This is a genomic window from Ectobacillus funiculus (genome assembly GCF_004138295.1).
Classification (GTDB): Bacteria; Bacillota; Bacilli; order Bacillales; family Bacillaceae_G; genus Ectobacillus; species Ectobacillus funiculus.
The window spans coordinates 135283-157808 of sequence record NZ_SCFM01000016.1 but is presented as its reverse complement, the minus strand read 5'-3'; the positions used below and the strand labels follow the sequence as shown (position 1 = coordinate 157808).

Genomic DNA, 22526 nt, shown 5'->3' with positions numbered 1-22526 from the left:
GCACCGCTTGTGTCTGTAGATTTTAATACAAATCCAAGTTCAGCCATTATTGATGGTTTATCAACAATTGTGATGGGAACCCGTAAGATCAAAGTTCTTGCTTGGTACGATAACGAGTGGGGCTACTCCTGCCGCGTAGTCGATCTTGTAAAGCTAGTAGCAGGTGAGTTGGCTGGCCGGAAACATATGCAACATATTTAAAGGGTTGACCCGATAACTATTGATAGAAATTTTTATAAAAAAGATAAAGGATGGTATAGATATGAGTACTGTGACTGCCCAAATAGAATTACATGAATTATTAAATAGAAGCAATGCACAGGTTCAATTAAGTGTTTCGCAGCTAATAGAAAAAGTATTAATGAGAGAAGAAGGAACATTAACTTCCACTGGTGCTGTTTCTGTTGCAACCGGTACATACACAGGTCGTTCTCCTAAAGATAAATTCATTGTAAAAGAAGCATCCACTGCAGATAAAATCGATTGGGGCCCTGTAAACCAACCGATTTCCCAACAGCATTTTGAACGTCTCTACACAAAGGTATTAGAATACTTACAAGAAAAAGAAGAACTCTTCGTATTTAAAGGTTTTGCTGGAGCGGATCCCAGCTGCCGTCTTTCTATTCAAGTGATCAATGAATATGCTTGGCATAACTTATTTGCCCACCAATTGTTTATTCGCCCGACAGAGGTGGAGCTCGCTAAACACGATGCACAATTTACAATCGTATCTGCTCCGACATTTAAAGCAGATCCAATTCTTGACGGCACAAATTCTGAAACGTTTATCATCGTTTCGTTTGAAAAGCGCATTGTACTGATCGGCGGTACTGAATATGCAGGTGAAATGAAGAAATCCATTTTCTCTGTGATGAACTACTTGTTGCCAGAACAAGACATTTTATCCATGCACTGTTCTGCAAATGTGGGTGAAGAGGGCGATGTAGCATTGTTCTTTGGCTTATCCGGAACAGGAAAGACAACGCTATCTGCAGATCCAGACCGCCAGCTAATCGGTGATGACGAGCATGGCTGGTCTGATGACGGTGTGTTTAATATTGAAGGCGGCTGCTACGCAAAATGTGTGAATCTATCTCGCGAGAAGGAGCCGCAAATCTTTGATGCGATTCGATTCGGTTCTGTATTAGAAAATGTGAAGATTGACGAGAATACTAGACTTGCTAACTACGACGATATATCGCTAACTGAAAATACACGTGCCGCGTATCCCATTGACGCAATCGATAATATTATGCTTCCAAGCGTTGCCGGACATCCCAATACCATTGTGTTCTTAACAGCTGATGCGTTCGGCGTATTGCCTCCAATCAGCAAGCTATCCAAAGAACAAGCCATGTACCATTTCTTAAGCGGTTACACGAGTAAGCTAGCCGGAACAGAGCGGGGGATTACTTCTCCGCAAGTCACGTTTTCAACATGCTTTGGTTCTCCGTTTTTACCGCTTAACGCATCTCGTTATGCAGAAATGCTCGGAGAAAAAATTGAAAAACACAATGCAAACGTATTCTTAGTGAACACAGGCTGGACCGGCGGTGAATATGGCGTAGGTCAGCGTATGAATCTTTCCTACACACGCGCTATGGTAAAAGCAGCACTTAACGGTGAATTAGACAACGTGGAAACTGGAAAGGATGATATCTTCGGTCTGGAAATTCCGCTCCATGTTCCAGGTGTACCTGATGGCGTATTAATGCCAGAACAAACCTGGGCTGACAAAGAAGCTTATAAGGCCAAGGCATTAGATCTTGCCAGCAAGTTCAAAGAAAACTTCAAAAAGTTCACAGGCGTATCTGAAGAGATTGTTGAGCTCGGCGGACCTTTGAGCATATAAGCTGGACGGAAGCGACGAAGCTAATACAATAAAGCAAAAGAAAACAGAGCAAGGAACTTTTTGTAAGCAGTCTATATAGACTGCTTACTTATTTTAGTTGCAAAGTACATTAATCAAATGTATTTGTTACACTGTAGCAACTACACCTTTGTCTTCGCCCACGGGCAGGAGGCACCAATCGGCGAGTTTTCTTTAAATTACAAAAGGTCTTAAAAAGTTACATATATATGAATCTTCAAGAAAAATCAATAATAGAAAGCAATTAAAGAAGGTAACATCGAACAAAGGATTGATAGTGAAATTGACATCATACTAAGGATAATACTAAAGAGAGATTCAATTATTACATTGGGCAAACCAAAAGTCTTAACCTTTGTGAGAAGCTGAGTGCCTTGGTTTTTGTGTGTTTCTAGGGTTTTGTGGAGAGACTTCCCACTTCTTTACCGGCTTTAAATGGTTTATAATTATCAGATAATAGTAGATATTTTAATCTATAAATAATTATAATAGATTATGATGCAGTTATAATTGAGATCGAAAAGATGTGTTCCTAGGCGGCGCCTTACTGTTTGTAACAACTAAGCAGGAGTGCTTACTCTTTTTGCAAATATAGAGGATGAAGGAAGGTTATCATGAGCAACATACAGAAAAAAACAGACGTTATCTTAATTGGTGCGGGAGTCATGAGCGCGACTTTGGGATCATTACTAAAAGAATTAGCACCGGAATGGGAAATCAAGGTGTTTGAGAAACTCGCAAATGCAGGAGAAGAAAGCTCTAACGAATGGAATAATGCGGGTACAGGCCATGCTGCACTGTGCGAGCTTAACTATACATCCGAAAAATCTGACGGATCTATAGATATTAGCAAAGCTATAAAAATTAATGAACAGTTTCAGCTTTCAAGACAGTTTTGGTCTTATCTTGTAAACAACAATGTGATTCGTAATCCGCAGGACTTTATCATGCCAATACCTCACATGAGTTTAGTACAAGGGGGGAAAAATGTATCGTTTTTGAAAAAACGTTTTGAAATGCTGTCAAACAATCCGCTGTTTCAAGGGATGGAATTTTCCAATGATCCAGAAAAGCTGAAGGAATGGATTCCGCTTATCATGGAAGGCCGTACATCGAATGAGCCGATAGCGGCAACAAAAATCGATTCTGGAACTGATATTAACTTTGGTGCCTTAACACGTATGTTGTTTGACCACTTAAAGAGTGAAAACGTCGAGGTAAACTACAAGCATAGTGTTAAGGATATTAAACGTGCTAGCGACGGCTCTTGGGAAGTGAAAGTGCATGATATCGATAGCGGTAAAATTGAATACCATAGTGCAAAGTTCGTCTTTATCGGCGGTGGGGGCGGAAGTCTGCTTTTGCTACAAAAAACTGGTATTCCTGAATCGAAAAATATTGGCGGCTTCCCAGTAAGCGGACTATTTATGGTATGTAATAATCCAGAAGTTGCAGCACAGCATCATGCAAAAGTATACGGTAAAGCTAAGGTTGGTGCTCCTCCAATGTCTGTTCCGCATCTTGATACAAGATATATGGACAACGAAAAAACATTGCTGTTTGGACCGTTTGCCGGCTTCTCACCAAAGTTCTTAAAAACTGGTTCCAATTTTGATTTGATAAATTCCGTAAAACCGAATAATGTCTTCACTATGTTGGCGGCGGGCGCAAAAGAGATGTCATTAACAAAATACCTGATTCAGCAAGTTATGTTATCCAACGAAGATCGCATGGAAGAATTACGCGAGTTTATTCCGAACGCCAAAAGCGAGGATTGGGATATAGTGGTAGCGGGCCAACGTGTGCAAGTTATCAAAGATACTGAGGCCGGCGGTAAAGGAACACTTCAATTTGGTACAGAAGTTGTTAGTGCCGCTGATGGCTCGATAGCTGCATTACTCGGTGCTTCTCCAGGTGCTTCTACTGCCGTTCACGTTATGCTTGAGGTATTAGAAAAATGCTTCCCGCAACATATGAAAGAGTGGGAACCAAAAATAAAAGAAATGATTCCTTCTTTTGGCGTGTCGCTAGTGGAAAACCCAGAGCTTTTCCAAGAAATTCATACTTTAACAGCACAGACGCTAGGTCTAGACGAAAAAGAATTAGCCTATAGTTAATTCTTTGGATATAGAAACAAAGGCATTTTAATGAAACGTTTAAGCGACATTGAAAATAAAACATAGAACCTTTGATCTATCTTTGGATTGAAGGTTCTTTTTTCAATTGTGCAGTTAGAGAGGCTGCGGTGAATCCAGCCACAAGTAACAGTGAAATATAACATTGTACTTGAAATCATAGATCATTACACCCGTTATTATAACCAAGAACATCTATTATAACCAAGAACACCTCTAGGGCAAATTAAATGACCAGTATCCAGTGTCATAACAACGACTGTAATCTGAGAGCTTAGCCCATTCATTTGAACAAGAGGTTCACTAAAGCTAAACATCCTGATTATGAAAAGAGAGAGAAACAGTTGTTTTGTATAGTGCTGCTAACATCGATTGGGATTACTATTTCTTTTTCTCTTCTGTAACCGATAGGATATAAGCCCCTGCTCCATATTCTCCTCGAATGGTTTTTCTTGCGTCCACAGATGTTCTCGCGGTGACTGACTTGATTTGCTTTTCTCCCTTTATCTCCATTTCAACAACAAAGCATTTTGATCCGCATCTCATGAGGATCCCTCATTTCTTGGGCGTTCATCCCTTTTTACATCATTGTAAACGAAATCCGTTTGAAAAGGAAATTCCTAGGGTGCCGAACTTTGGAATTCAAGTTCTTTTAGAGTGGTTGCCCTAAGGGTCTTGAAAGAGGAGGTAACATCGGAATCGTGTGGGACAGTAACATTCAAACGTATATACCGAAATCGCAAGTGGATCTGATTCACTAGAACAATGCTCAGGATTTGAAAGGATTAAATGAAAAAAGACAGTCTAACATTCAGAGGAAAATTCGAAAGGTGGACTGTCTTGAAGCTATTTATCATAAGTCATATAAATGGAAATCTGGATTTTTGATCATGTATAAAGACTAATCAAATCGATACTAATATATAAGAAGAGGTAACAAAGTACCTTCCTATTTCTGTGTTTTAAAAGGATACAGCTGGCGGTAACTGGTAGGCGTCATTCCTTCGTGTTCTAAAAAACGTTTATTAAAATAACTTATACTCGGATAGCCCGCCTTTAGAGCAATTTCTTTAATGGTCATTTCTTTCTTATCCAGCAGCCATTGCTTGCTCATTTGAAGCCGGCATAATGTAATAAACGCCATTGGCGTCATTTGTGTAGCTCGTTTAAAAAGGCGGCAAAAATAATAGGTGCTCACACCTGCTTGTTCTGCCCAGAAATCCAATTCAAATGGTTCACAAGCTTTACTTTGCATTAAGGGTAGCAAAGATTGAATTCGATCGTCTAATTCCTGCCTTCGATCAGATGTTCGAGGCACTACATTTGTAATAAACTCCATTAAGAAGGTATAGGTAAGAGTGGACAAACGGGACAAATGCAAAAAACTATTCTTCTCTGCTTCAAGGAGAAGCTGTTCATGTGCTTCTTCTAATGGCTGAATAGGTTGAACATTCCAAAGCGAATGTCGATGAAACCCTTTTTCCGATAAAAATGGATTGAGGATACTTCCATAAAAATGAACCCACCGAATATTCCACGGGTCATGACGGCTGCTGTAATAACGCTGTTCCTGCATAGGAAAATACAGAAAAGCATCCCCGCCCTTCAAGGAAAATTGTTTTCCGTCAATTTCTACAAAACCAGATCCAGAGACAACAAAATGGATACTAAAATTATTAAGCGTTCCCACTTTTCGGTCTACCTGATGTTCGGGCTCATCCCAATACCATCCGATTGATTCTGGGAGGACCATATATTCATGATCATTAAGTGTGGGTAATAAATATTGTCTTTGCATTTGCTATCACTCTTTCCATAGCAATATTGTTTCATATGTAGGGCAAAAAGATGTTATTTTTATTTTATTATGAGTTTAATATAATGACAATATAGTATTATTTACATGGAGGAGAGGAACGGAATGAAAAAAATTCGTTGGGGTATTATCGGGTGCGCCGGAATTGCGAAACGCTCAGTTATACCAGGAATCCAGCAATCTGAAACAGGAGAAGTCGCTGCGATTGCTAGTCGCGGATTGGACAAGGCCAAGCAAACAGCTCAACAATTGAATATACCGATAGCTTATGGAAGTTATGAAGCATTGCTTACTGATCCTACTATTGAAGCCGTTTACATTCCGCTGCCTAACCATCTGCATAAAGAATGGGCTATTCGTGCAGCAGAAGCCGGCAAACATGTATTATGCGAGAAGCCATTAGCAATCAATGCAGATGAAGCACAAGAAATGGTAGAGGCTTGCGAAAACGCTGGCGTTGTATTTGCTGAAGCGTTTATGTACCGGTATCATCCACGGTATACCACAATTTGCGACATTGTTAAATCGGGTGAAATAGGAGAGCTTCGCGGAATTCATAGTACATTTACCTTTAACAATTCAAAGGACATGAGCAATGTTCGTTATCAACAAGAGTGGGGCGGTGGCTCATTATATGATGTTGGTGTTTATCCGATTAGTGCAGCGCGCATGTTGTTAAACGAAGAGCCGCAAGCTGCAACTGTTCACGCTTTATTTTCTGAAGAGCATGATCATGTAGATATGATGGCCTCTGGCATTTTGGAGTTTAATCGCGGTGTGGCTTTAACCTTTGATTGCGGAATGTGGGCAGATTTCAGAAATACGCTCGAAGTTTTGGGGACAGAAGGACGAATTGAAGTGCCTAGCGCTTTTGTAGTGAATCAGGATGAACGAGATAACTTTTTTGTATATACAGAGGACGGACGCAGAGAAGTGGAAGTCCCTCGCTTGAACCAATATGCCCTGCAAGCGGACGCATTAGGAAGAAGCATTCGGAACGGAGAACCACTTCCTTTTCCAGCGACCGATGCCGTCCTAAATATGAAAGTTTTGAATGCTTGTTTAACATCAGCTAGAGAACACCGCCGTGTTGAAATTTAATTAATTGGAGGTCAAAGTAATGAAAGCGATTACGATTACAGGTTTATCAAAACCAGTAACGACTCTGATTCAAGGCTCTGATTATTTTAGGCCAAGCGTTTATGAAAAAGTTTGCAATGTGCTGGACCGTTATGTTGCAATAGGCGGGAATACGATTGATACTGCCCATATTTACTGTGGCGGAGAGAGTGAACTGGCAATTGGCCAATGGATGAAAGACCGAAACAATCGTGAAGACGTCGTCATTTTGACGAAGGGTGCTCACCATGATCAGAACGGACCCCGCGTAAATCCTGAAGCAATTTCAAGGGATCTTTTTCAGAGCTTAGAAAGACTTGGAACAGATTATATCGATTTATATGCGCTGCATCGTGATGACCAGAATGTCCCGGTTAGCATCATTATTAATGCCTTAAATGAACATATTATCGCTGGAAGATTTAGGGCGATTGGCGGGTCGAATTGGACGACTCAACGGTTGCAGGAAGCGAATGAATATGCGGCTGCTAATGGATTAGTTGGCTTTACTTTTAGTAGTCCAAATTTAAGCTTAGCCAAAGCGAATGAACCATTTTGGGCAGGCTGTGTATCAGCTGATGGTGCTGATTGTGAGTGGCATAAAGAATGTCAGCTTCCCATTTTATCGTGGTCTTCCCAAGCAAGAGGTTTCTTTACAGGTCACTTCACGCCGGAAGATCACAGCAATGAAGATCTTGTTCGCGTTTTCTACAGTGATGACAACTGGGAACGTCTGCACCGGGCTGAACAATTGGCAAAAGAAAAAGGTGTCAGCACAATTCAAATTGCCCTTGCCTATGTTCTTAATCAACCATTTCCGACATGTGCCCTTATCGGTGCGCAAAATGAAGTAGAGTTGATCTCTTGTTATGAAGGATCGAAAATTGTTTTAACGCAAGAGGAATTAAGATGGTTGGAACACGTTGAAATAAGTGTGAGATAAACACTCATAACAAGGTCAACGTGGAACTTCAAGTTACTAACGTAAAAAAAGCTTAATGATGAAAGGGCTCTATATCATATTAACGGGTTCTGATTCGGGGGCAAAAAAGTAAATCACAATGAGACTTTAGCGTGAATTCACATGCGAATTCACGCTTTTATTGTTAAACCGTTTACTATAGGATTCTTAATTATGATTTATACGGCCGGTTTTCCTATTAATGGAAAACTAGCCGTATAAATTTTCTATAGAACAACAATATTTGCTTTTCTAAAGTTTATCTGTTATGCTGAACAAGCATTATTTTTGTTCGGTCTGTAGAGATAGAATAAGTATTTAAACTTTTCGTCTTTGATATCTAATTGAGCAATTATAGTAATAAATCGTGGATTATAGCCACACAGGAGGAAATACACATGCAACAAGGTACAGTAAAGTGGTTTAACGCAGAAAAAGGTTTTGGTTTCATCGAAACTGAAGGTGGACAAGATGTATTCGTACATTTCTCAGCTATCCAAGGCGAAGGGTTTAAATCTTTAGATGAAGGTCAAAAAGTAACTTTTGACACTGAACAAGGTCAACGCGGACTTCAAGCTACTAACGTAAAGAAAGCTTAATGATGAAAGGGCTCTATATCATATTAGAGTCCTTTTTTATTTCACTTTAAGAAAGTATAAATTTCTAACCAGAAGACAATTCGACGTAGTGAGAAATTTTAGGAGCAAAGTATAAGTGCAACTTCGCCTCTGTCTTCGCTCAAAGGCAGGGCTCGCCAATCGGCGCGAGTTTTCGTTAACAAAAAGCGGTTGATGATTTAAACATATACTTTATCTATATCAACTTTAATGAATGAATAGGGTGGATGGTATTAAGATGGAGCCAATGTTACATATTTATAATTATGCATACCGAGAAGGAGAGGACGCTTTGTGTGCTTTAGAGATGCGCTCTTTGTTTGGGAAGGATTCACAATCAAGTACATTGGAAAGTAACTTGAAAGTTGATCCAAGCCGAAGTCCATTTATAAGGGAAAGGATCGATGTAATCTACGAGGGTTATCATTTACAAGATATCATAAAGCAAGTACAAGACCTACCTATAATAGAAGCGACATTTAAAGTTATTTTCATTCAAAATGGGAATCTTGCTGAATCCGAGAAAGTAGATTTTGAACAACGGCGTACGATTGAGCGGGAGATTGGCTTGCATATTCCTGGTGAACCAAACCTATTGAATCCGGAATTGTTATTTGGAATTATGAAGATAAATGGCCGATGGGTATTTGGTCATTATCACAAGAACAAGGCGGCCTGGTTACACCATCAGAAAAAGCCGCATAGTTATTCCACATCACTCAGTACACGTGTGGCCAGAGCAGTAGCTAACATTGCTGTTCCTGATCCAACTGGAATAAAAGCAATTGATCCTTGCTGCGGAATTGGAACAGTATTAGTCGAAGCATTGTCGATGGGAATTGACATTGTCGGTAGTGATATCAATCCCTTAGTACTTCCTGGAGCACGAGAGAATATAGCACATTTTGGCTTAGTAGGGGAAGTGACTCGTAAGGACATCCGAAGCATTTCTAGCAGTTATGATGTGGCAATTATTGATATGCCCTATAATTTATTTTCTGTAATAACACCTGAGGAGCAACTTGAAATGCTCGAAAGTGCCTGGAGATTTACGGATAAAGTGGTAATCGTAACACTTGAACCAATCGATTCCATAATAATAAAAGCTGGATTCGAAATCGTAGACCGCTGTGTTGTAAAAAAGGGAACATTCACTCGGCAGATTATCGTTTGTGAAAAATCATCTGGTAAGATTTAATAAGATTCATTACCAATTCTCCCCAACGTACTGAGGCTTGGACACTCGTACCGAGCTATATTCCAATCATAATTAGAATATATAGTTCTTAGCGGATTTTTAAATATGCTAAGAGCTTTTTTATTTTTTTGTTGTTTAAAAACTCAAATAGCCTAGAAAACTTTGGGAGTTTAGATTATGCATTTAATAATACTGCCAACGATGAAATAACATTTGCTTACATAGCAGAGTTTATCATTTTCCGACAGAAGACCTCCACTTCAAGCACGTGATGGGCGTAGCCCAGTGGTAAGTGGAGGATGAATGTCGACTAGGCGATTCGCCTAGCATGTTTGAATAGGAAAACCTCACTAGACAAACATATGTTCCTTTGGTAATATATAATTACCAAAATGAACCAGAAGGGAGGAGGAAGGAATGAAGAAGTGTTATTTTTCCAATCGAATCTATAAACACAAGGTCCCCCACGATGTGAATCAGGAACTTTCTCATTCTCTCCGTCTCTATAATAGAGCCGTGCGCATGGCTTATGCTTGGCAAACAAAACATCTACGCACGGGGAACAAGCCGTATGAAGGCACGCTTCACCTTGCGATTAAGAAACGATTTCAACTGGATAACTACTATACGAATAGCGCAGTCCAACAAGCAAACGCCCTTCGGACATCGCAAAAGGAACTACAAGCGTTGTATGTCAAACAGGTAGACATTGTCATGAAATCGATTCAAAAGAAATTAAAAAAGGAACGCAGCAAGCTGACGGCATTGCGAAACATGAAGCAATCCATTGTGGATAGAAAACCGAAATTGCATAAGAGAATGGGGTACCGGATGCATCAAACAGCTTCCGGTGTGGTATATGCGCTTCATCGTAAGAACGAGACACAGGTTTGGTTCTCCCCCTACCTGTTTGAACACCGACATCTAGATAAAGAAATCAAACGCCTCAAGGCAAGAATCGGACAACTCCGGCATCGTCTCCTTCGGCAGGAGCAGAAAAAGGAGAAACTAAGACGAGAGATTCCTTCGGTTTTGTTCGGCTCTCGTTCCTTCTTTCGTAAGCAATATACAATGTGTAAGGATCAAAAGAGTTATGTGGCGTGGAGACATGCATTCTGTTACAAAAGAAACGCCAAGATGACGCTTTCTGGACGGAAGGATGCGAAGTATGGGAACTTTGTGTTCCAATATGATGCGCCAAGCCAAACTCTACATATCAGAAGTACAACAGGGCGAGCACTTGTACTTCCGTATGTGTATTTTCCTTATGGACAAGATCAGGTGCAAGAATCCATCGCCAGGCAGCTTTCCTGTCAGAACAAAAAGAAGGATGGCAAGCCAATCGGTTGGTCCATCGAAGACCATGGTACGTACTATATCATCAAATGTATCGTAGAAGAGCCAGAACATCCTCATCTCAATCACGCAAAAGCAGATGGTGTCATCGGTGTGGACGTCAACTACAATCATATTGCCTTCTCCAACGTGAATGGACAAGGACAATTACTTTCCTCCTCTTGTCTCTATTTCTCCTTAGCAGGAAAACGAAGCGGACAAATCACCAAAATTCTAGAAGCAGAAGCGATTCGTTTGGTGGACATCGCCGTTCAAAGGAATAAGCCGATTGTGTTAGAAGCATTGGATACAACCCTCTCCAAGTCTGCCGGACGTTACCGCAATCGGAAGCAAAATCGAAGAATGAGCCTGTTTGCCTATAAAAAGATGCAGGATGGTATTCACAGCCGAGCGGCCAAAATGGGAATCGCTGTATTTGAGGTGAATCCTGCCTTCACAAGCCAGATCGGGAAGATGAAGTATATGAAACAGATGCATATTTCGATCCATCAAGCGGCGTCCTACGTCATTGGCAGACGCGGCATGAATCTGAAGGAGCAGGTACCAAAGCTGTTGCGAATCTATACAGAACGCAAGGATGGGGAGCATCACTGGAAACAATGGAGTGTGTTGACAAAAGCATTCAAAGCGCTTCGTCCGCACGTATTCTATCATGTATCGGGCCAATCTTATCCATTATTCAATAAAGAGATTTGTAATTATGGGCTGACACAAGTAGAACGTGATAGTTTGCAGAAGTATGTACCAAAAATTTGGTTAGAAGAAAGGGAAGCCTGACTTCGTTTGGAATGGCATCATCTGTTCTTGCATCACCATCATTTTGCCGCAAAGGCCAGAGGATCTAGCTCCAGAATGGTGGGTGCATTGGTGCAAGAACATTGCAACACGTATAGGGTGAAAAAAGAGAAGCAACTATCACTACTTGTATGAGACAAGGTTACTTCGGTGGCTTTGTCACGTACAAGGAAGTGTGAGCTCTCCCTATTTGTCCTATGAGAAGCCTGTTGAACGGCTCTGTATTTCGCTTCTTAGGAAGAAAATACAGAATCCCCCACCTCAAGGAGCGTTAGCGAGTAGGTGGGAGTAGTTCAATCCTGCACGTCTTTATAAATATAGAGAAAGTGTTTAGAGAAGAATAAAGGGGGATAAGACAACAGGAAGGCTATTTAAAACAAGGGTAGGAGGAGAGAGATGAAAAGCATTTGGTATATCTATAAAACAGATTTACAAAGTGTATTTACAACACCTAAATTGGCGTTATTAGTCGCAGCAATTATGCTTCTCCCCTCTGCTTATGCATGGATTAATATTAAAGCCGTTTGGGATCCATATAGCAATACGGCTGGTATTCGAGTTGCTGTCAGTAATGACGATGAAGGAGCAGAGGTACAAGGGAAGCCTATCAATGTGGGAGAAGATACTGTTAAAAACCTCAAAAAAAATCCTAAGCTTGGTTGGGTCTTTGTCAGTCGTAAAGAGGCTGAGAGAGGGGTGAAGTATGGGGACTATTACGCATATTTGTTGATTCCAAAAGACTTCTCCAAGAAATTGACTAGTATTTTAGAAGTAAATCCCCAACAACCCGTCATTGAGTTTGGTGTGAATGAAAAAATAAATGCTGTTGCACCAAAAATTGCAAGCTCAGGGGCCTCTAGTATAACCTCACAAATTAGTCAGGCTTTTACCAAAACTGTTGGTGATGCTATTTTTTCTGGATTTCATACTGCCGGTGTAGAACTTCAACAAAAGTTGCCATCTATTCAGAATGCAGAAACACGCATTTTGGAGTTAGAACAAGCATTGCCGCAGATTGAAGAAATGGGGAATAAAGCAATTGAATTGGAGCAAAAGTTGCCGGACATTCGGCAAAAAGCACAAAAAATTATTGGACTCAAACAAAGAATACCTGACATTCAAAAAGCAGGTGACAGCATTCTAAAGGTGGAAGCGAGCTTGCCACTCGTACAAGAAGCAGGCAATAAAATTGTAGAATTGCAAGGGAAAGTGGCAGATATGCAGCGTACCACAGCAATCATGACAGAAATAGAGACAAACTTGTCTGCTATTGAAGCAAATATAAAACAAGCAATTGAGAATACAAAAGCAACTAATGATTCACAAGCCGATACCTCAGGAAATCAAGAACAGTTGGCGCGTCTTCAAGAAGATCTTGTAAAGATTCATGATACGATAGGAACAATCCGTGCAGACCTTCAACAAAGGGTAGATCAAGTTGTCAAAGGAATCAACGCGGCAGCAAGCTTTGTGGAAAATGATTTACCAGCCGTAGAACAAAAAATCCACCAGGCTGCTACGTTCGTACGAAATGATTTACCTAAGCTTGAAGATGATATTAGAAAAGCGGCAGATTTGGTTCAAGAAAAGCTTCCTGCATTTGAGGACGCAGTTCATAAGGTCGCAGATTTTGCTCGAAACGACTTACCTAGTTTTGAACAGAAGATCAGAAACGCAGCAGATCAAATCCGCAAATTTCAGGGCAGTGTCAACATAGGTGATGTTATTTCTTTCCTTATGCACGACCCACAAAAAGAGAGCAGTTTCTTAGCGAATCCCATCTCATTGCATACAAAGCGAATATACCCGATTCCAAACTATGGTGCAGCTATGACGCCACTATATACGATGCTGGCATTATGGGTTGGGGGAACCATTTTAATTTCTTCTCTGCCCGTAGACGTACGGAACTCAGAACGTGTATACAGAAATCATCACATCTATTTTGGCAGGCTTTTGACGTTCCTTACTGTTGGTGTCTTCCAGGCAGTTATTATAGCATTGGGGAATTTGTTTTTACTCCATGTGTATATCGTGGATAAACTCTGGTTTGTATTGCTCGCAGTTTTTATTAGCATGGTGTTTGTCGTGATTACTTATACGTTACGTTCGGTATTTGGCAATATAGGGAATGGTATGGCGTTGATTTTCCTCGTCCTTCAAATATCTAGCTCAGGAGCAACTTTTCCGGTTAGCATGACATCTCCTTTCTTTCAGAAGATTAGTCCCTTTATGCCATTCACCCATGCGGTGAGTATGCTGCGTGAGGCAGTCGGCGGTATGATCCCCGAAATCGTGATACAAAATGCTTTAGCCCTTAGTGTATTTATTATCATTTGTTTTGGCATTGCTCTGTTGCTAAAACGATCTCTGAGTCAGGAAGTCGTACTAAACAGGGGGGATAGTAAACTGGATTGAAACATGGGGGTTCATAAAGTAAAAAGTCCTGGGAATACAGGGAGATATGCTCAATTACTTCATTTAATCTCCTGTACATTGAATCTTTTTACGCGGCAAAAGAGAAGGGATCTAAGGAGTATTTATAAAAAACGCTATCCTTATCAGTGATTTCAACAAAAAGGATAGCGTGCTTTCACTACAATTTAGTAATAGTCGTTCGACTTCCAAATTGGTTACGAAAACAGGGGTAAACCAAATTGGGCTCTTAAATATGTCGAAACATTAAAATGGACTTATATAGATAAATAAAATACTTCTATAGAAAACTCCTTTAAGAACTACGGGTACGGTTCATCCATTAAACTGTTATTTTAAAATTCCACAGTGCTATATACAGATAATTAAGAAATGTATGAATGTCTTTATTCCTTAGCAGGATATTTTCTAACTTGAGATAAAAGAGAAGGGAAAGATTATAGACATGAGGTTATAACTCAATCCTTTCCAATTTCGCATTAAATATTAATTTAACGCATAATTAAAGTGATAAAAATAAAACAAAGTGGTATAATTGTATATATCTACCTACAATAACAATTTGCGAGCGTGAGCACCGATTGTTCTAGAACTCGGCACTTGTAGTAAAATACATTGCGAAACATAATGAGATGGTGAGGTGCAAAAAATGACAGAAAAACTAAGGTATAAACTAGAGAATTACGAAAAGGCACTTTATCGTTTACAAGAAGCTGTCCAACTTCCGCTAGAACAATCTATTGTACTCGATGGAATCATTCAACGTTTCGAGTTTACATATGAAATGGCATGGAAGCTAATGAAATCTTTTTTAGAATATGAAGGCATTACGGAAGTGAATTCGCCACGCACTGTATTTAAAGAAGCTTACAGCGTTGGCCTGATTAACAGTGCGGACGATTGGCTTAGTATGATTACGGATCGTAACATGACATCCCATACATACGATGAACAGATGGCTTTCCTCGTATGTGAGCGCATTACAACGCAGCATGTACACGTTCTAGATGCATTATTTCACTCCTTAAAAGAAAGGTTACAATCTATATGATACAGGATAACGTACTGCAACAAGTTATTTCTTTGCTTACCTCATATCCAGGTGTAGAAGAAATACATCTATTTGGCTCTCGCTCTAATGGTACTGCTAGCGAACGATCTGATTATGATATTGCTATCAGAACAACTGGAATTTCTGATAAAGAGTTCAATCTACTAGCCCTACAGGTTCAGGAGGAAGTCTTTACTCTTCATAAAATTGACATCGTCCATCTCAACACCCTTAGCAACCCTGTATTGTTGGATAACATTATTCATAAAGGGCAGCTTTTATTTAAACGAGTTCCACAATCCTAATTAATGGTGTCTTTCCTCTAGACGTATTGAAGAAGTAACAAAGGAAGTATGACTTCCCTTATTGGATAGCTGTTAACCTGTCCTGATGTAAGCACCACTCGAAGGAAGGAAGTTTGCAAGAATCTTTTGCACTTCTGGGCAGTTGACGCAGTATAATCATAATATGAACCTAAGCTATGTATGCCTATGGCTACTTTATAATTGGGGTGACCAACATGGCCACGTGTGAACAAGTAACACTCATAAAGGAATTTTTAATTACAAAGCTTTCCCCATTTGTCAAACAGGTACTATCCTACGAAGCTTGAGTACAGGAACTATTACAATTCAGGAGGAAAACACGGGGGCTTATGCTTGGGCCTGACTCCCCCTCCCTTCCTTCAAATTTAAACCACATTTTCTTAAAATAGATTGTGTCTGTCTTAGAAAATATAGATAACCATAAAATTATTATGTAAACTATTATGCATTAAAATTGTATTTAATGCGAAAATCGATATATTTCGAGAAAAATCGACTATATAAGGAGGGGCTATTTTGCGTAGAGAACAATCTATTCACCTAGAGCGTTTGCGTGCAAATATGCAAGAGTTACCCTGGTATATCCAAGAGTACATTGACGCAAAGGAAGACTCAGCCTCCCCCTCTACCCTACTCGGGTATGTACATGATTATAAGCATTTTCTGCAATGGCTTATAGCAGAGGGGCTTACTGAGCAGCCAGTTATCGGTGATGTTCCATACTCTGTTCTGGAGCTGTTACGTCGTAAAGACGTAGAAAACTATATAAAACATCTCAACCGACGAAAGAAAATGAATTCAGATAAGGAGGATATTAAGAATCAAAAATTAAAAAAAGCAACTGTTCTCCGTTCTATATCAGCCTTAAAATCCCTCTTTCATTACCTGACTACGATAACAGAAGATGAAAAGACTGGCGAACCATACTTCTATCGTAATGTTATGGCAAAAGTGGAAATAACAAAAGAGAAAGAAACCATTAATGCAAGAGCCAGTCGTATGCGCAGTAAAATACTACATAATGATGATGATCGCAAGCTATTGGAATTTGTAGCAACAGAGTATGAACAACTCATAGCTGGTACGAGAAAGGAAATTTATTATCGTAGAGATCGGGAACGTGATTTGGCCATCCTTTCCCTATTCCTTGGATCAGGAATACGTGTAGGAGAATTAGCTGACTTAAAATTAGATAAGATTAATGAAAATGAAAGACTCATATCTATCATTCGTAAAGGTGGCAAAGAGGATTCTATTTGGATCACCCCCTCCGCCCTTTTAGATTTACAAGCTTATCTACAGGTACGTAAAGAGCGATATAAAGCCACAGACGATGAGCAGTCTGTATTTCTAACATTACAGAACGGATCATGTCAAGCTATGTCCATACGCGCTATCCAAAATATGGTGGATAAATATACAAAAGCCTTTAACATCCGGCTTACTCCCCATAAGCTGCGGCATACGTTTGCAACGAACTTCTACAACAAGGAAAAGGATTCCTTACAAGTGATGATGCAACTAGGGCATTCTTCTACAGACACGACTGTATTATATACACAGCTAGGAAATGAAACATTAAAACAGTCATTAGAACGTTTGGATGAAGATTGAATTTCAACAGTTACTCACTACATTCCGATAAAAAATAAGAGGCAATTAATTTAAGCCTCTTATTTTTTATCCAAAGGGAGAATTCAAGAACACAGTGCTATTACTCATTATATGATTGTATAAATGTCCAGGAGTAAGAAAAAAACACAAAACAAAGGGGCAATCCATCCTTTTTCATTATTTGCCCCCCTCGTGATGCTATCGATAGATGAAAGCTAGAAAGAATTTCAGTAAAGTATCTCGTATTAAGAAAATCTGAGGAATGACTTATCGTAGCTGATTTTCCGTTAATGGTTTTAAAGATTTGTTCCAAATATCCTATCACGGTAGTATAAGAAGTGAACTACCCACCACTTATCCGCTGCGCATCTTGAAGTGGGGGCTTCGAAAGACAAACAACATCTTTCTCTTTTATTGCTACTTCACTCACAAACCTAACGGTTCATGTCCATAGCCTTGCATTCGCGGCGTTCCTACCGCTATTTAGAAATTGATACAAATTATGCAGACAGCCCGTTCCTTTCATGCAACATACGAATTCCATACTGTCTCAAGTTGCGTGCTGCATTATAATCTCTATCAATTTTTGTCCCACATTCGGTACAGTTGTATATCCGTTCAGACAAAGTGAGTGTATCTTTCTTGTTTCCGCAACAACTACAAGTTTTGCTGGATGCAAAATACTTGTCAGCAACCAGATAATGTTTGCCTCTTCTTTCACATTTATATTTTAGCATCGTACGGAACAGCCCAAATCCGTTGTCATGTAGCTTTTTCCCTAAACGTAAGCATTGTGCCAGGTTTCGTAAATCGATATCTTCTACCACAACAGCCTAATAATCATTGGTTATCTGATTCGTCATCTTGTGGAGAGTATCTCTTCTTTTGTTTTTTACTTTTGTCATCACTTTTTGATATTCCCATACTTGTTTTTGATAGTTTTTGCTGTATAAAATAGTACCGTTTTCATCTGTCTTGGCATTGTTCTTCTTACGAGCAAGGGATTGATTCATACGCCGTTGACGGTTTTCCATGATCTTATGGTATCTAGTATAACCGGCAATGTGACCATTGCTATCTACATACAGGTGTTCCTGACTATAATCTAAACCTATTACATCATCAGGAGATAGATCCTCTTGAGGTTGAGGTACCTGGAACGGATAATCGATGGACAAGGAGACCATATATCGAGTTCCCTCACGCTTTACCGTCGCCTTTTTAATCACACCATCCGCTGGAACATCTCGATGTAGAATCATAAAAATTCCTTCTTTAAATTTCGGAATACATAAAAAACATTCTCCGTTTTCTTGTCTTATTTTTATATTTCCGTTTGTTTGGTTTGTCGTATAACTAAACTTCCCTTGCTTCTTACTATGGAATTTAGGAACACCTTTGATATCTCGAAAAGTAGGAATATAACCCATGGTTTTCATTTTTTTACGTACAGACTTTTTATACTGCATAGGCTTTTTTGCATATTCCTCATTGTATTTCTGAATCGCTGCTTGAAACCTCATTTTCGCATCATTGTAGACAAAAGAATCATTGCTTGTATCTAAATAATCATACTGGGCAGTAATTGTTGTATAAGAAGGAACTTTATAACGAATAAAACCACCTTCAAATCCAATCCCTTCTAAATGCTCATATAAACCAGCTATCTATCTGTTCCCCACTATAACAAATTGCTTAAGATATACCATTTCAAATCTTTGGTTATAGATATTCAGTATTTTTAGTTTCCTTTAAACATTGAAAGGCGGTAACAAATAGAAAATAGAGCTCTCCAACACAACGCTTTCCATAACTTTTGGAAAACTCATTGCGGAAGAACTCTAAATTATAAAGAGTACCTTAGATATTACTCATGAGCATTCATAAAACGTATTGATTATTAAGATACCTTTTGCGTTTCTCTTAAATACTCTTGGCCTTTTGTTTTGTTGTATTCGCCTTCCCACTTGGACATCACGACCGCTGCGAGAGAATTTCCCACTACGTTTACAGCTGTACGAGCCATATCAAGAATACGGTCGATACCTGCAATAAACGCTAATCCTTCTGCAGGAATACCTACAGAGCCGAGTGTTGCTAATAATACAACGAAAGAAACGCCCGGTACACCAGCAATCCCTTTAGAAGTTACCATCAGCACAAGAAGAAGCGTAATTTGCTGGGAAATCGGCATATCAATACCATACATTTGCGCTAAGAAAATGGCTGCAATGGCTTGATATAGTGTTGATCCATCTAGGTTAAACGAGTAACCTGTCGGAATAACAAAGGATGAGATAGCCTTCGGACATCCGAATTTCTCCATCTTCTCCATGATTTTTGGTAAAACAGTCTCTGAACTCGCTGTAGAGTAGGCCAAAAGCAGTTCGTCTTTTAGAATTTTCAGGAACTGGAAGATATTGATTCCAGCTATTTTCGCTACGATGCCCAATACAACGACAACAAAGAAAATCATAGAACCGTATACTACTAGTACTAGTTTTCCTAAAGGGATAAGTGATCCAACGCCAAACTTAGAAACCGTTACACCAATCAGTGCAAATACACCAAATGGAGCGAACTTCATCACTTGATTTGTTACATAGAACATCGCATCTGCTACACCTTGGAAGAAATGAAGCACTGGCTTGCCTCTTTCTCCAATTACAGCTACTCCAAGTCCAAATAAAACAGAGAAGAAAATAATTGCAAGCATGTCGCCTTTTGCCAATGCATCCATAATATTTTTAGGAATAATATTTACAAAAGTATCGGCCATAGAATGACTTTGTACTTGCTCACTTGTGCTCACATACGTAGAAATATCTGTTTTTTGCAATTGTTTCATATCTACGCCAGAACCAGGATGGAATACATTTGCAACCAATAATCCTAGTGCAATTGCAATTGTTGTGATGATTTCGAAATATAATATGGTTTTACCGCCCAGTTTGCCAAGTTTTTTCACATCGCCGACACCGGCAACACCTACTACGATACTTGACACAACGATTGGAACAACAATCATTTTAATAAGACGAATGAAGATATCGCCAATCGGCTGTAAATAGGTAGCAATTGCAGGATTTCCATAAAATATGGCACCTACAGCAATACCTACAATGAGACCAATTAAAATTTGCCAAGCCAACCCTATTTTTTTCATATTTGTCCCTTCTCCCTTCCTTACTACCTTGTGAATCTCCTATTCCTTCAGAAGCTCAGAAAAAATCTTACAGATGAATTTAAGCGCTTTCATTCATTGCTATTGCTCTAGAACAACATATCTTTAATGTATAATAAAAACTACATAAACAAACAAAAAACTACAAAAATAATATTTTAATTCTCTAATTATTTAAAATATTGAAACGGGGTTAGCGTTCGTCGTCATCAAGGTGAGGAAAAATGGCTCTGGTGCAAACATGATTTTTTAGAAACATAGAAACTCAATATCCTTTTCATCTATGAATTAAGTTACCTACCTTCTAACCTGTCAAAAAAGAAATACCAATAGCTAGACTTCATCTCAACAATTGTTTCAGGAAGTCTAGCTTCAGTTTCGCATTATCCTTGGTGATAATATCTATACCAGTATCAATATTTTTTGCCACTTTTTCTCCTTTTATCACCTTTAATGCAGTTTCCACGCTTATATACCCCATATCATAAGGGTTTTGTGCTATTGTACTATTTAAAGTTCCATCTTCGATTAACTCAACCATGTCACTAGTTCCATCTGCTCCCATGACCGGCATGTTATACCCATGTTCCTTAATAACCTCTAGAGCACTTAGTGCCCTTATGTCATTTAAGGCAAATACACCTTTAACATCAGGATGCTTTCGTAAAATCGTTGTCATTACTTTTTTAACAGATAAAATTTCATTGGGTAACGTTACTGTTTCTGTTGCAATTCTACTTCCTACATCATCTAAATTAAATTTATCAATTTTAATTCCTGCATCTTCTAAACTAAATTTAGCTCCTTTGATCCGTTCACTGAAAACTGGATGGATTAAATCCCCATCAGAAAAGATAAAGGCCACTTCATCTCCAGGTTGTAACCCTGATGCTAGTAATTCCCCTGCTTTTTTGCCCAGCTCAAAGTTATCGGTACCAATATAAGCCGTTTTATTTTCCAAAGGAGCATCTGTATCTACTAACAATACGGGAATATGATGTTCGTCAAACTCCTTTAAGATAGGAAGATTAGATGAAAGAATTGGAGAGACAATTAATACATCTGGTTTTTCTTTAAGAACAGTTTCTAATATCCTGTTCTGTTCTTCAACAAATCCGTCACGAGTTGCGATCACTTTACCATCTATACCAAAATCCCGAAACCCCTTTTCTGCCCCTGCTTTAATAATGTTCCAATACTGTGTGTTTAATTCATTTAAAACAACGACCACTTTAGGCTTATCATCTTCTTTAAGGAGCTTAACTGCATATCCTACTAAGGAAGCAAGAAAAAAAACACAAAGCAAAAGGATGATCCATCTCTTTTTCATTATTCACCCTCTCCTCATGGTGCTATAGACAAATGAGATCTAGAAAGGATTTCATTAAACTATCGCGTATTAAGAAAACCTAGGGGATGACTTGTTTTAGCTGATTTTCCATTAATAGTTTCAAAGATTTATTCCAAATATCCCATCACATTGATAATAATAAGTACTATAAAAATCACCTATATTAGCTATTGGTATCCATAAAACCTATATGTATCCAAAAGAAACAATCACAGCCCCTATAATAACCCTTTCCCCAATGGAAGAGATCTTGGATAATACGACCAAAGGCTAAAAGGATACGGTAAGAACTGGGAGACTTTCACTAATCCCTAACAAAAATTGAATTCTAACAGCCCTCATCTACAGGATTCAGTAACTGCCAGCTATCTATCTGTTCCCCACTATAACAAATTACTTAAAATATAACGTTTCAAATCTTTGGTTATTGATATTCAACATTTTTAGTTTCTTTTAAACATTGAAAGGTGGTAACAAATATAAAATAGAACTCTCCAACACAACGCTTTTCATACTCTTCGGAATAACGCGGAACTGGAGAACTCTAAATCATCAAGAATCCTATATATCACTCACGATTATTCATAAAATGTATTGACTAATAACAAAACGTTTGGTTACTGCCTCCGTCCAAAAAAACCACATTTAGGTATAAGTTGAAAATGGTTCAAAAAAACTCGTAAGAAGATATACTTCT

At 39.0% G+C, this 22526-nt stretch carries 17 protein-coding genes and 1 pseudogene; 12 read left to right on the top strand and 6 right to left on the bottom strand.

Translation table 11 applies throughout. The features are described from left to right. From EP737_RS12870 to EP737_RS12860, 3 genes and pseudogenes are all read left to right on the top strand, one after another. A pseudogene (locus tag EP737_RS12870) lies at window positions 1-201 on the top strand (type I glyceraldehyde-3-phosphate dehydrogenase); the annotation flags it as partial. A 61-nt stretch (window positions 202-262) separates the two neighbouring features. Further along, window positions 263-1852 (top strand): phosphoenolpyruvate carboxykinase (ATP), encoded by a 1590-nt coding sequence (pckA, locus tag EP737_RS12865; protein ID WP_129728371.1) that lies wholly within the window; start codon window positions 263-265, stop codon window positions 1850-1852. Between the two features lie 632 nt (window positions 1853-2484). After that, a complete protein-coding gene (locus EP737_RS12860; protein WP_129728370.1) occupies window positions 2485-3987 on the top strand; it encodes a malate:quinone oxidoreductase in 1503 nt (500 codons plus the stop codon). A gap of 399 nt (window positions 3988-4386) precedes the next feature. Here EP737_RS12860 and EP737_RS25590 read toward each other — a convergent pair whose 3' ends face one another. Then, window positions 4387-4551, bottom strand: a complete 165-nt coding sequence (locus EP737_RS25590; RefSeq protein WP_165350779.1) for a hypothetical protein — start codon at window positions 4549-4551, stop codon at window positions 4387-4389. 403 nt (window positions 4552-4954) lie between these two features. Beyond that, window positions 4955-5803, bottom strand: a complete 849-nt coding sequence (locus tag EP737_RS12855) for an AraC family transcriptional regulator (RefSeq protein WP_129728369.1) — start codon at window positions 5801-5803, stop codon at window positions 4955-4957. Between the two features lie 123 nt (window positions 5804-5926). On the opposite strand from EP737_RS12855, the gene EP737_RS12850 reads away from it, so the two are divergent. The 9 genes from EP737_RS12850 (at window position 5927) to xerS (ending at window position 17294) form a co-directional block, all read left to right on the top strand. Beyond that, window positions 5927-6922, top strand: a complete 996-nt coding sequence (locus EP737_RS12850) for a Gfo/Idh/MocA family protein (RefSeq protein WP_129728368.1) — start codon at window positions 5927-5929, stop codon at window positions 6920-6922. Window positions 6923-6941: 19 nt separating this feature from the next. After that, window positions 6942-7883, top strand: coding sequence for an aldo/keto reductase (locus tag EP737_RS12845; RefSeq protein ID WP_129728367.1), 942 nt, complete (start codon window positions 6942-6944; stop codon window positions 7881-7883). A 416-nt stretch (window positions 7884-8299) separates the two neighbouring features. Then, the gene (locus EP737_RS12840; protein ID WP_129728366.1) at window positions 8300-8500 is read left to right on the top strand and encodes a cold-shock protein; all 201 of its coding nucleotides are present in this window, start codon (window positions 8300-8302) and stop codon (window positions 8498-8500) included. A 265-nt stretch (window positions 8501-8765) separates the two neighbouring features. Next, window positions 8766-9716 carry a TRM11 family SAM-dependent methyltransferase gene (locus tag EP737_RS12835; RefSeq protein ID WP_129728380.1) on the top strand — a complete coding sequence of 317 codons (951 nt, stop codon included), beginning with the start codon at window positions 8766-8768 and terminating at the stop codon, window positions 9714-9716. 417 nt (window positions 9717-10133) lie between these two features. Continuing rightward, window positions 10134-11849 carry an IS200/IS605 family accessory protein TnpB-related protein gene (locus EP737_RS12830; RefSeq protein WP_129728365.1) on the top strand — a complete coding sequence of 572 codons (1716 nt, stop codon included), beginning with the start codon at window positions 10134-10136 and terminating at the stop codon, window positions 11847-11849. 414 nt (window positions 11850-12263) lie between these two features. Further along, entirely contained in the window at window positions 12264-14285 is a 2022-nt protein-coding gene (locus EP737_RS12825; protein ID WP_129728364.1) for a YhgE/Pip domain-containing protein, read from the top strand. Between the two features lie 667 nt (window positions 14286-14952). Then, window positions 14953-15354 (top strand): nucleotidyltransferase substrate binding protein, encoded by a 402-nt coding sequence (locus tag EP737_RS12820; protein WP_129728363.1) that lies wholly within the window; start codon window positions 14953-14955, stop codon window positions 15352-15354. Beyond that, a complete protein-coding gene (locus tag EP737_RS12815) occupies window positions 15351-15659 on the top strand; it encodes a nucleotidyltransferase domain-containing protein (protein WP_129728362.1) in 309 nt (102 codons plus the stop codon). Before EP737_RS12820 ends, EP737_RS12815 begins: the two co-directional genes overlap by 4 nt. Before the next feature lie 537 nt (window positions 15660-16196). Continuing rightward, window positions 16197-17294, top strand: coding sequence for a tyrosine recombinase XerS (gene xerS, locus EP737_RS12810; RefSeq protein ID WP_281278896.1), 1098 nt, complete (start codon window positions 16197-16199; stop codon window positions 17292-17294). Window positions 17295-17794: 500 nt separating this feature from the next. On the opposite strand, the gene EP737_RS26895 is transcribed toward xerS, so the two are convergent. The 4 genes from EP737_RS26895 to EP737_RS12790 all read right to left on the bottom strand — a co-directional run bounded on the left by EP737_RS26895 (window position 17795) and on the right by EP737_RS12790 (window position 21808). Next, the gene (locus tag EP737_RS26895; protein WP_129728361.1) at window positions 17795-18121 is read right to left on the bottom strand and encodes an RNA-guided endonuclease InsQ/TnpB family protein; all 327 of its coding nucleotides are present in this window, start codon (window positions 18119-18121) and stop codon (window positions 17795-17797) included. Between the two features lie 6 nt (window positions 18122-18127). Then, complete coding sequence (locus EP737_RS12800) at window positions 18128-18817, bottom strand: transposase (protein WP_129728360.1); 690 nt, start codon at window positions 18815-18817, stop codon at window positions 18128-18130. A gap of 377 nt (window positions 18818-19194) precedes the next feature. Beyond that, window positions 19195-20460, bottom strand: a complete 1266-nt coding sequence (gene gltP / locus EP737_RS12795) for a glutamate/aspartate:proton symporter GltP (protein WP_129728359.1) — start codon at window positions 20458-20460, stop codon at window positions 19195-19197. A gap of 358 nt (window positions 20461-20818) precedes the next feature. Next, on the bottom strand, window positions 20819-21808 hold the full coding sequence (locus tag EP737_RS12790) for a sugar ABC transporter substrate-binding protein (RefSeq protein WP_129728358.1): 990 nt from the start codon (window positions 21806-21808) through the stop codon (window positions 20819-20821). Window positions 21809-22526 lie beyond the last annotated feature (718 nt).

What these genes read in the sequence shown, in the direction of transcription:
- EP737_RS25590 (WP_165350779.1), bottom strand. Translation starts at nt 4,551, where the DNA reads ATGAGATGCGGATCAAAATGCTTTGTTGTTGAAATGGAGATAAAGGGA.
- EP737_RS12835 (WP_129728380.1), top strand. Translation starts at nt 8,766, where the DNA reads ATGTTACATATTTATAATTATGCATACCGAGAAGGAGAGGACGCTTTG.
- EP737_RS12825 (WP_129728364.1), top strand. Translation starts at nt 12,264, where the DNA reads ATGAAAAGCATTTGGTATATCTATAAAACAGATTTACAAAGTGTATTT.
- EP737_RS12820 (WP_129728363.1), top strand. Translation starts at nt 14,953, where the DNA reads ATGACAGAAAAACTAAGGTATAAACTAGAGAATTACGAAAAGGCACTT.
- EP737_RS12815 (WP_129728362.1), top strand. Translation starts at nt 15,351, where the DNA reads ATGATACAGGATAACGTACTGCAACAAGTTATTTCTTTGCTTACCTCA.
- EP737_RS12850 (WP_129728368.1), top strand. Translation starts at nt 5,927, where the DNA reads ATGAAAAAAATTCGTTGGGGTATTATCGGGTGCGCCGGAATTGCGAAA.
- EP737_RS12790 (WP_129728358.1), bottom strand. Translation starts at nt 21,808, where the DNA reads ATGAAAAAGAGATGGATCATCCTTTTGCTTTGTGTTTTTTTTCTTGCT.
- pckA (WP_129728371.1), top strand. Translation starts at nt 263, where the DNA reads ATGAGTACTGTGACTGCCCAAATAGAATTACATGAATTATTAAATAGA.
- gltP (WP_129728359.1), bottom strand. Translation starts at nt 20,460, where the DNA reads ATGAAAAAAATAGGGTTGGCTTGGCAAATTTTAATTGGTCTCATTGTA.
- EP737_RS12860 (WP_129728370.1), top strand. Translation starts at nt 2,485, where the DNA reads ATGAGCAACATACAGAAAAAAACAGACGTTATCTTAATTGGTGCGGGA.
- EP737_RS12800 (WP_129728360.1), bottom strand. Translation starts at nt 18,817, where the DNA reads ATGAGGTTTCAAGCAGCGATTCAGAAATACAATGAGGAATATGCAAAA.
- EP737_RS12840 (WP_129728366.1), top strand. Translation starts at nt 8,300, where the DNA reads ATGCAACAAGGTACAGTAAAGTGGTTTAACGCAGAAAAAGGTTTTGGT.
- EP737_RS12855 (WP_129728369.1), bottom strand. Translation starts at nt 5,803, where the DNA reads ATGCAAAGACAATATTTATTACCCACACTTAATGATCATGAATATATG.
- EP737_RS12845 (WP_129728367.1), top strand. Translation starts at nt 6,942, where the DNA reads ATGAAAGCGATTACGATTACAGGTTTATCAAAACCAGTAACGACTCTG.
- EP737_RS12830 (WP_129728365.1), top strand. Translation starts at nt 10,134, where the DNA reads ATGAAGAAGTGTTATTTTTCCAATCGAATCTATAAACACAAGGTCCCC.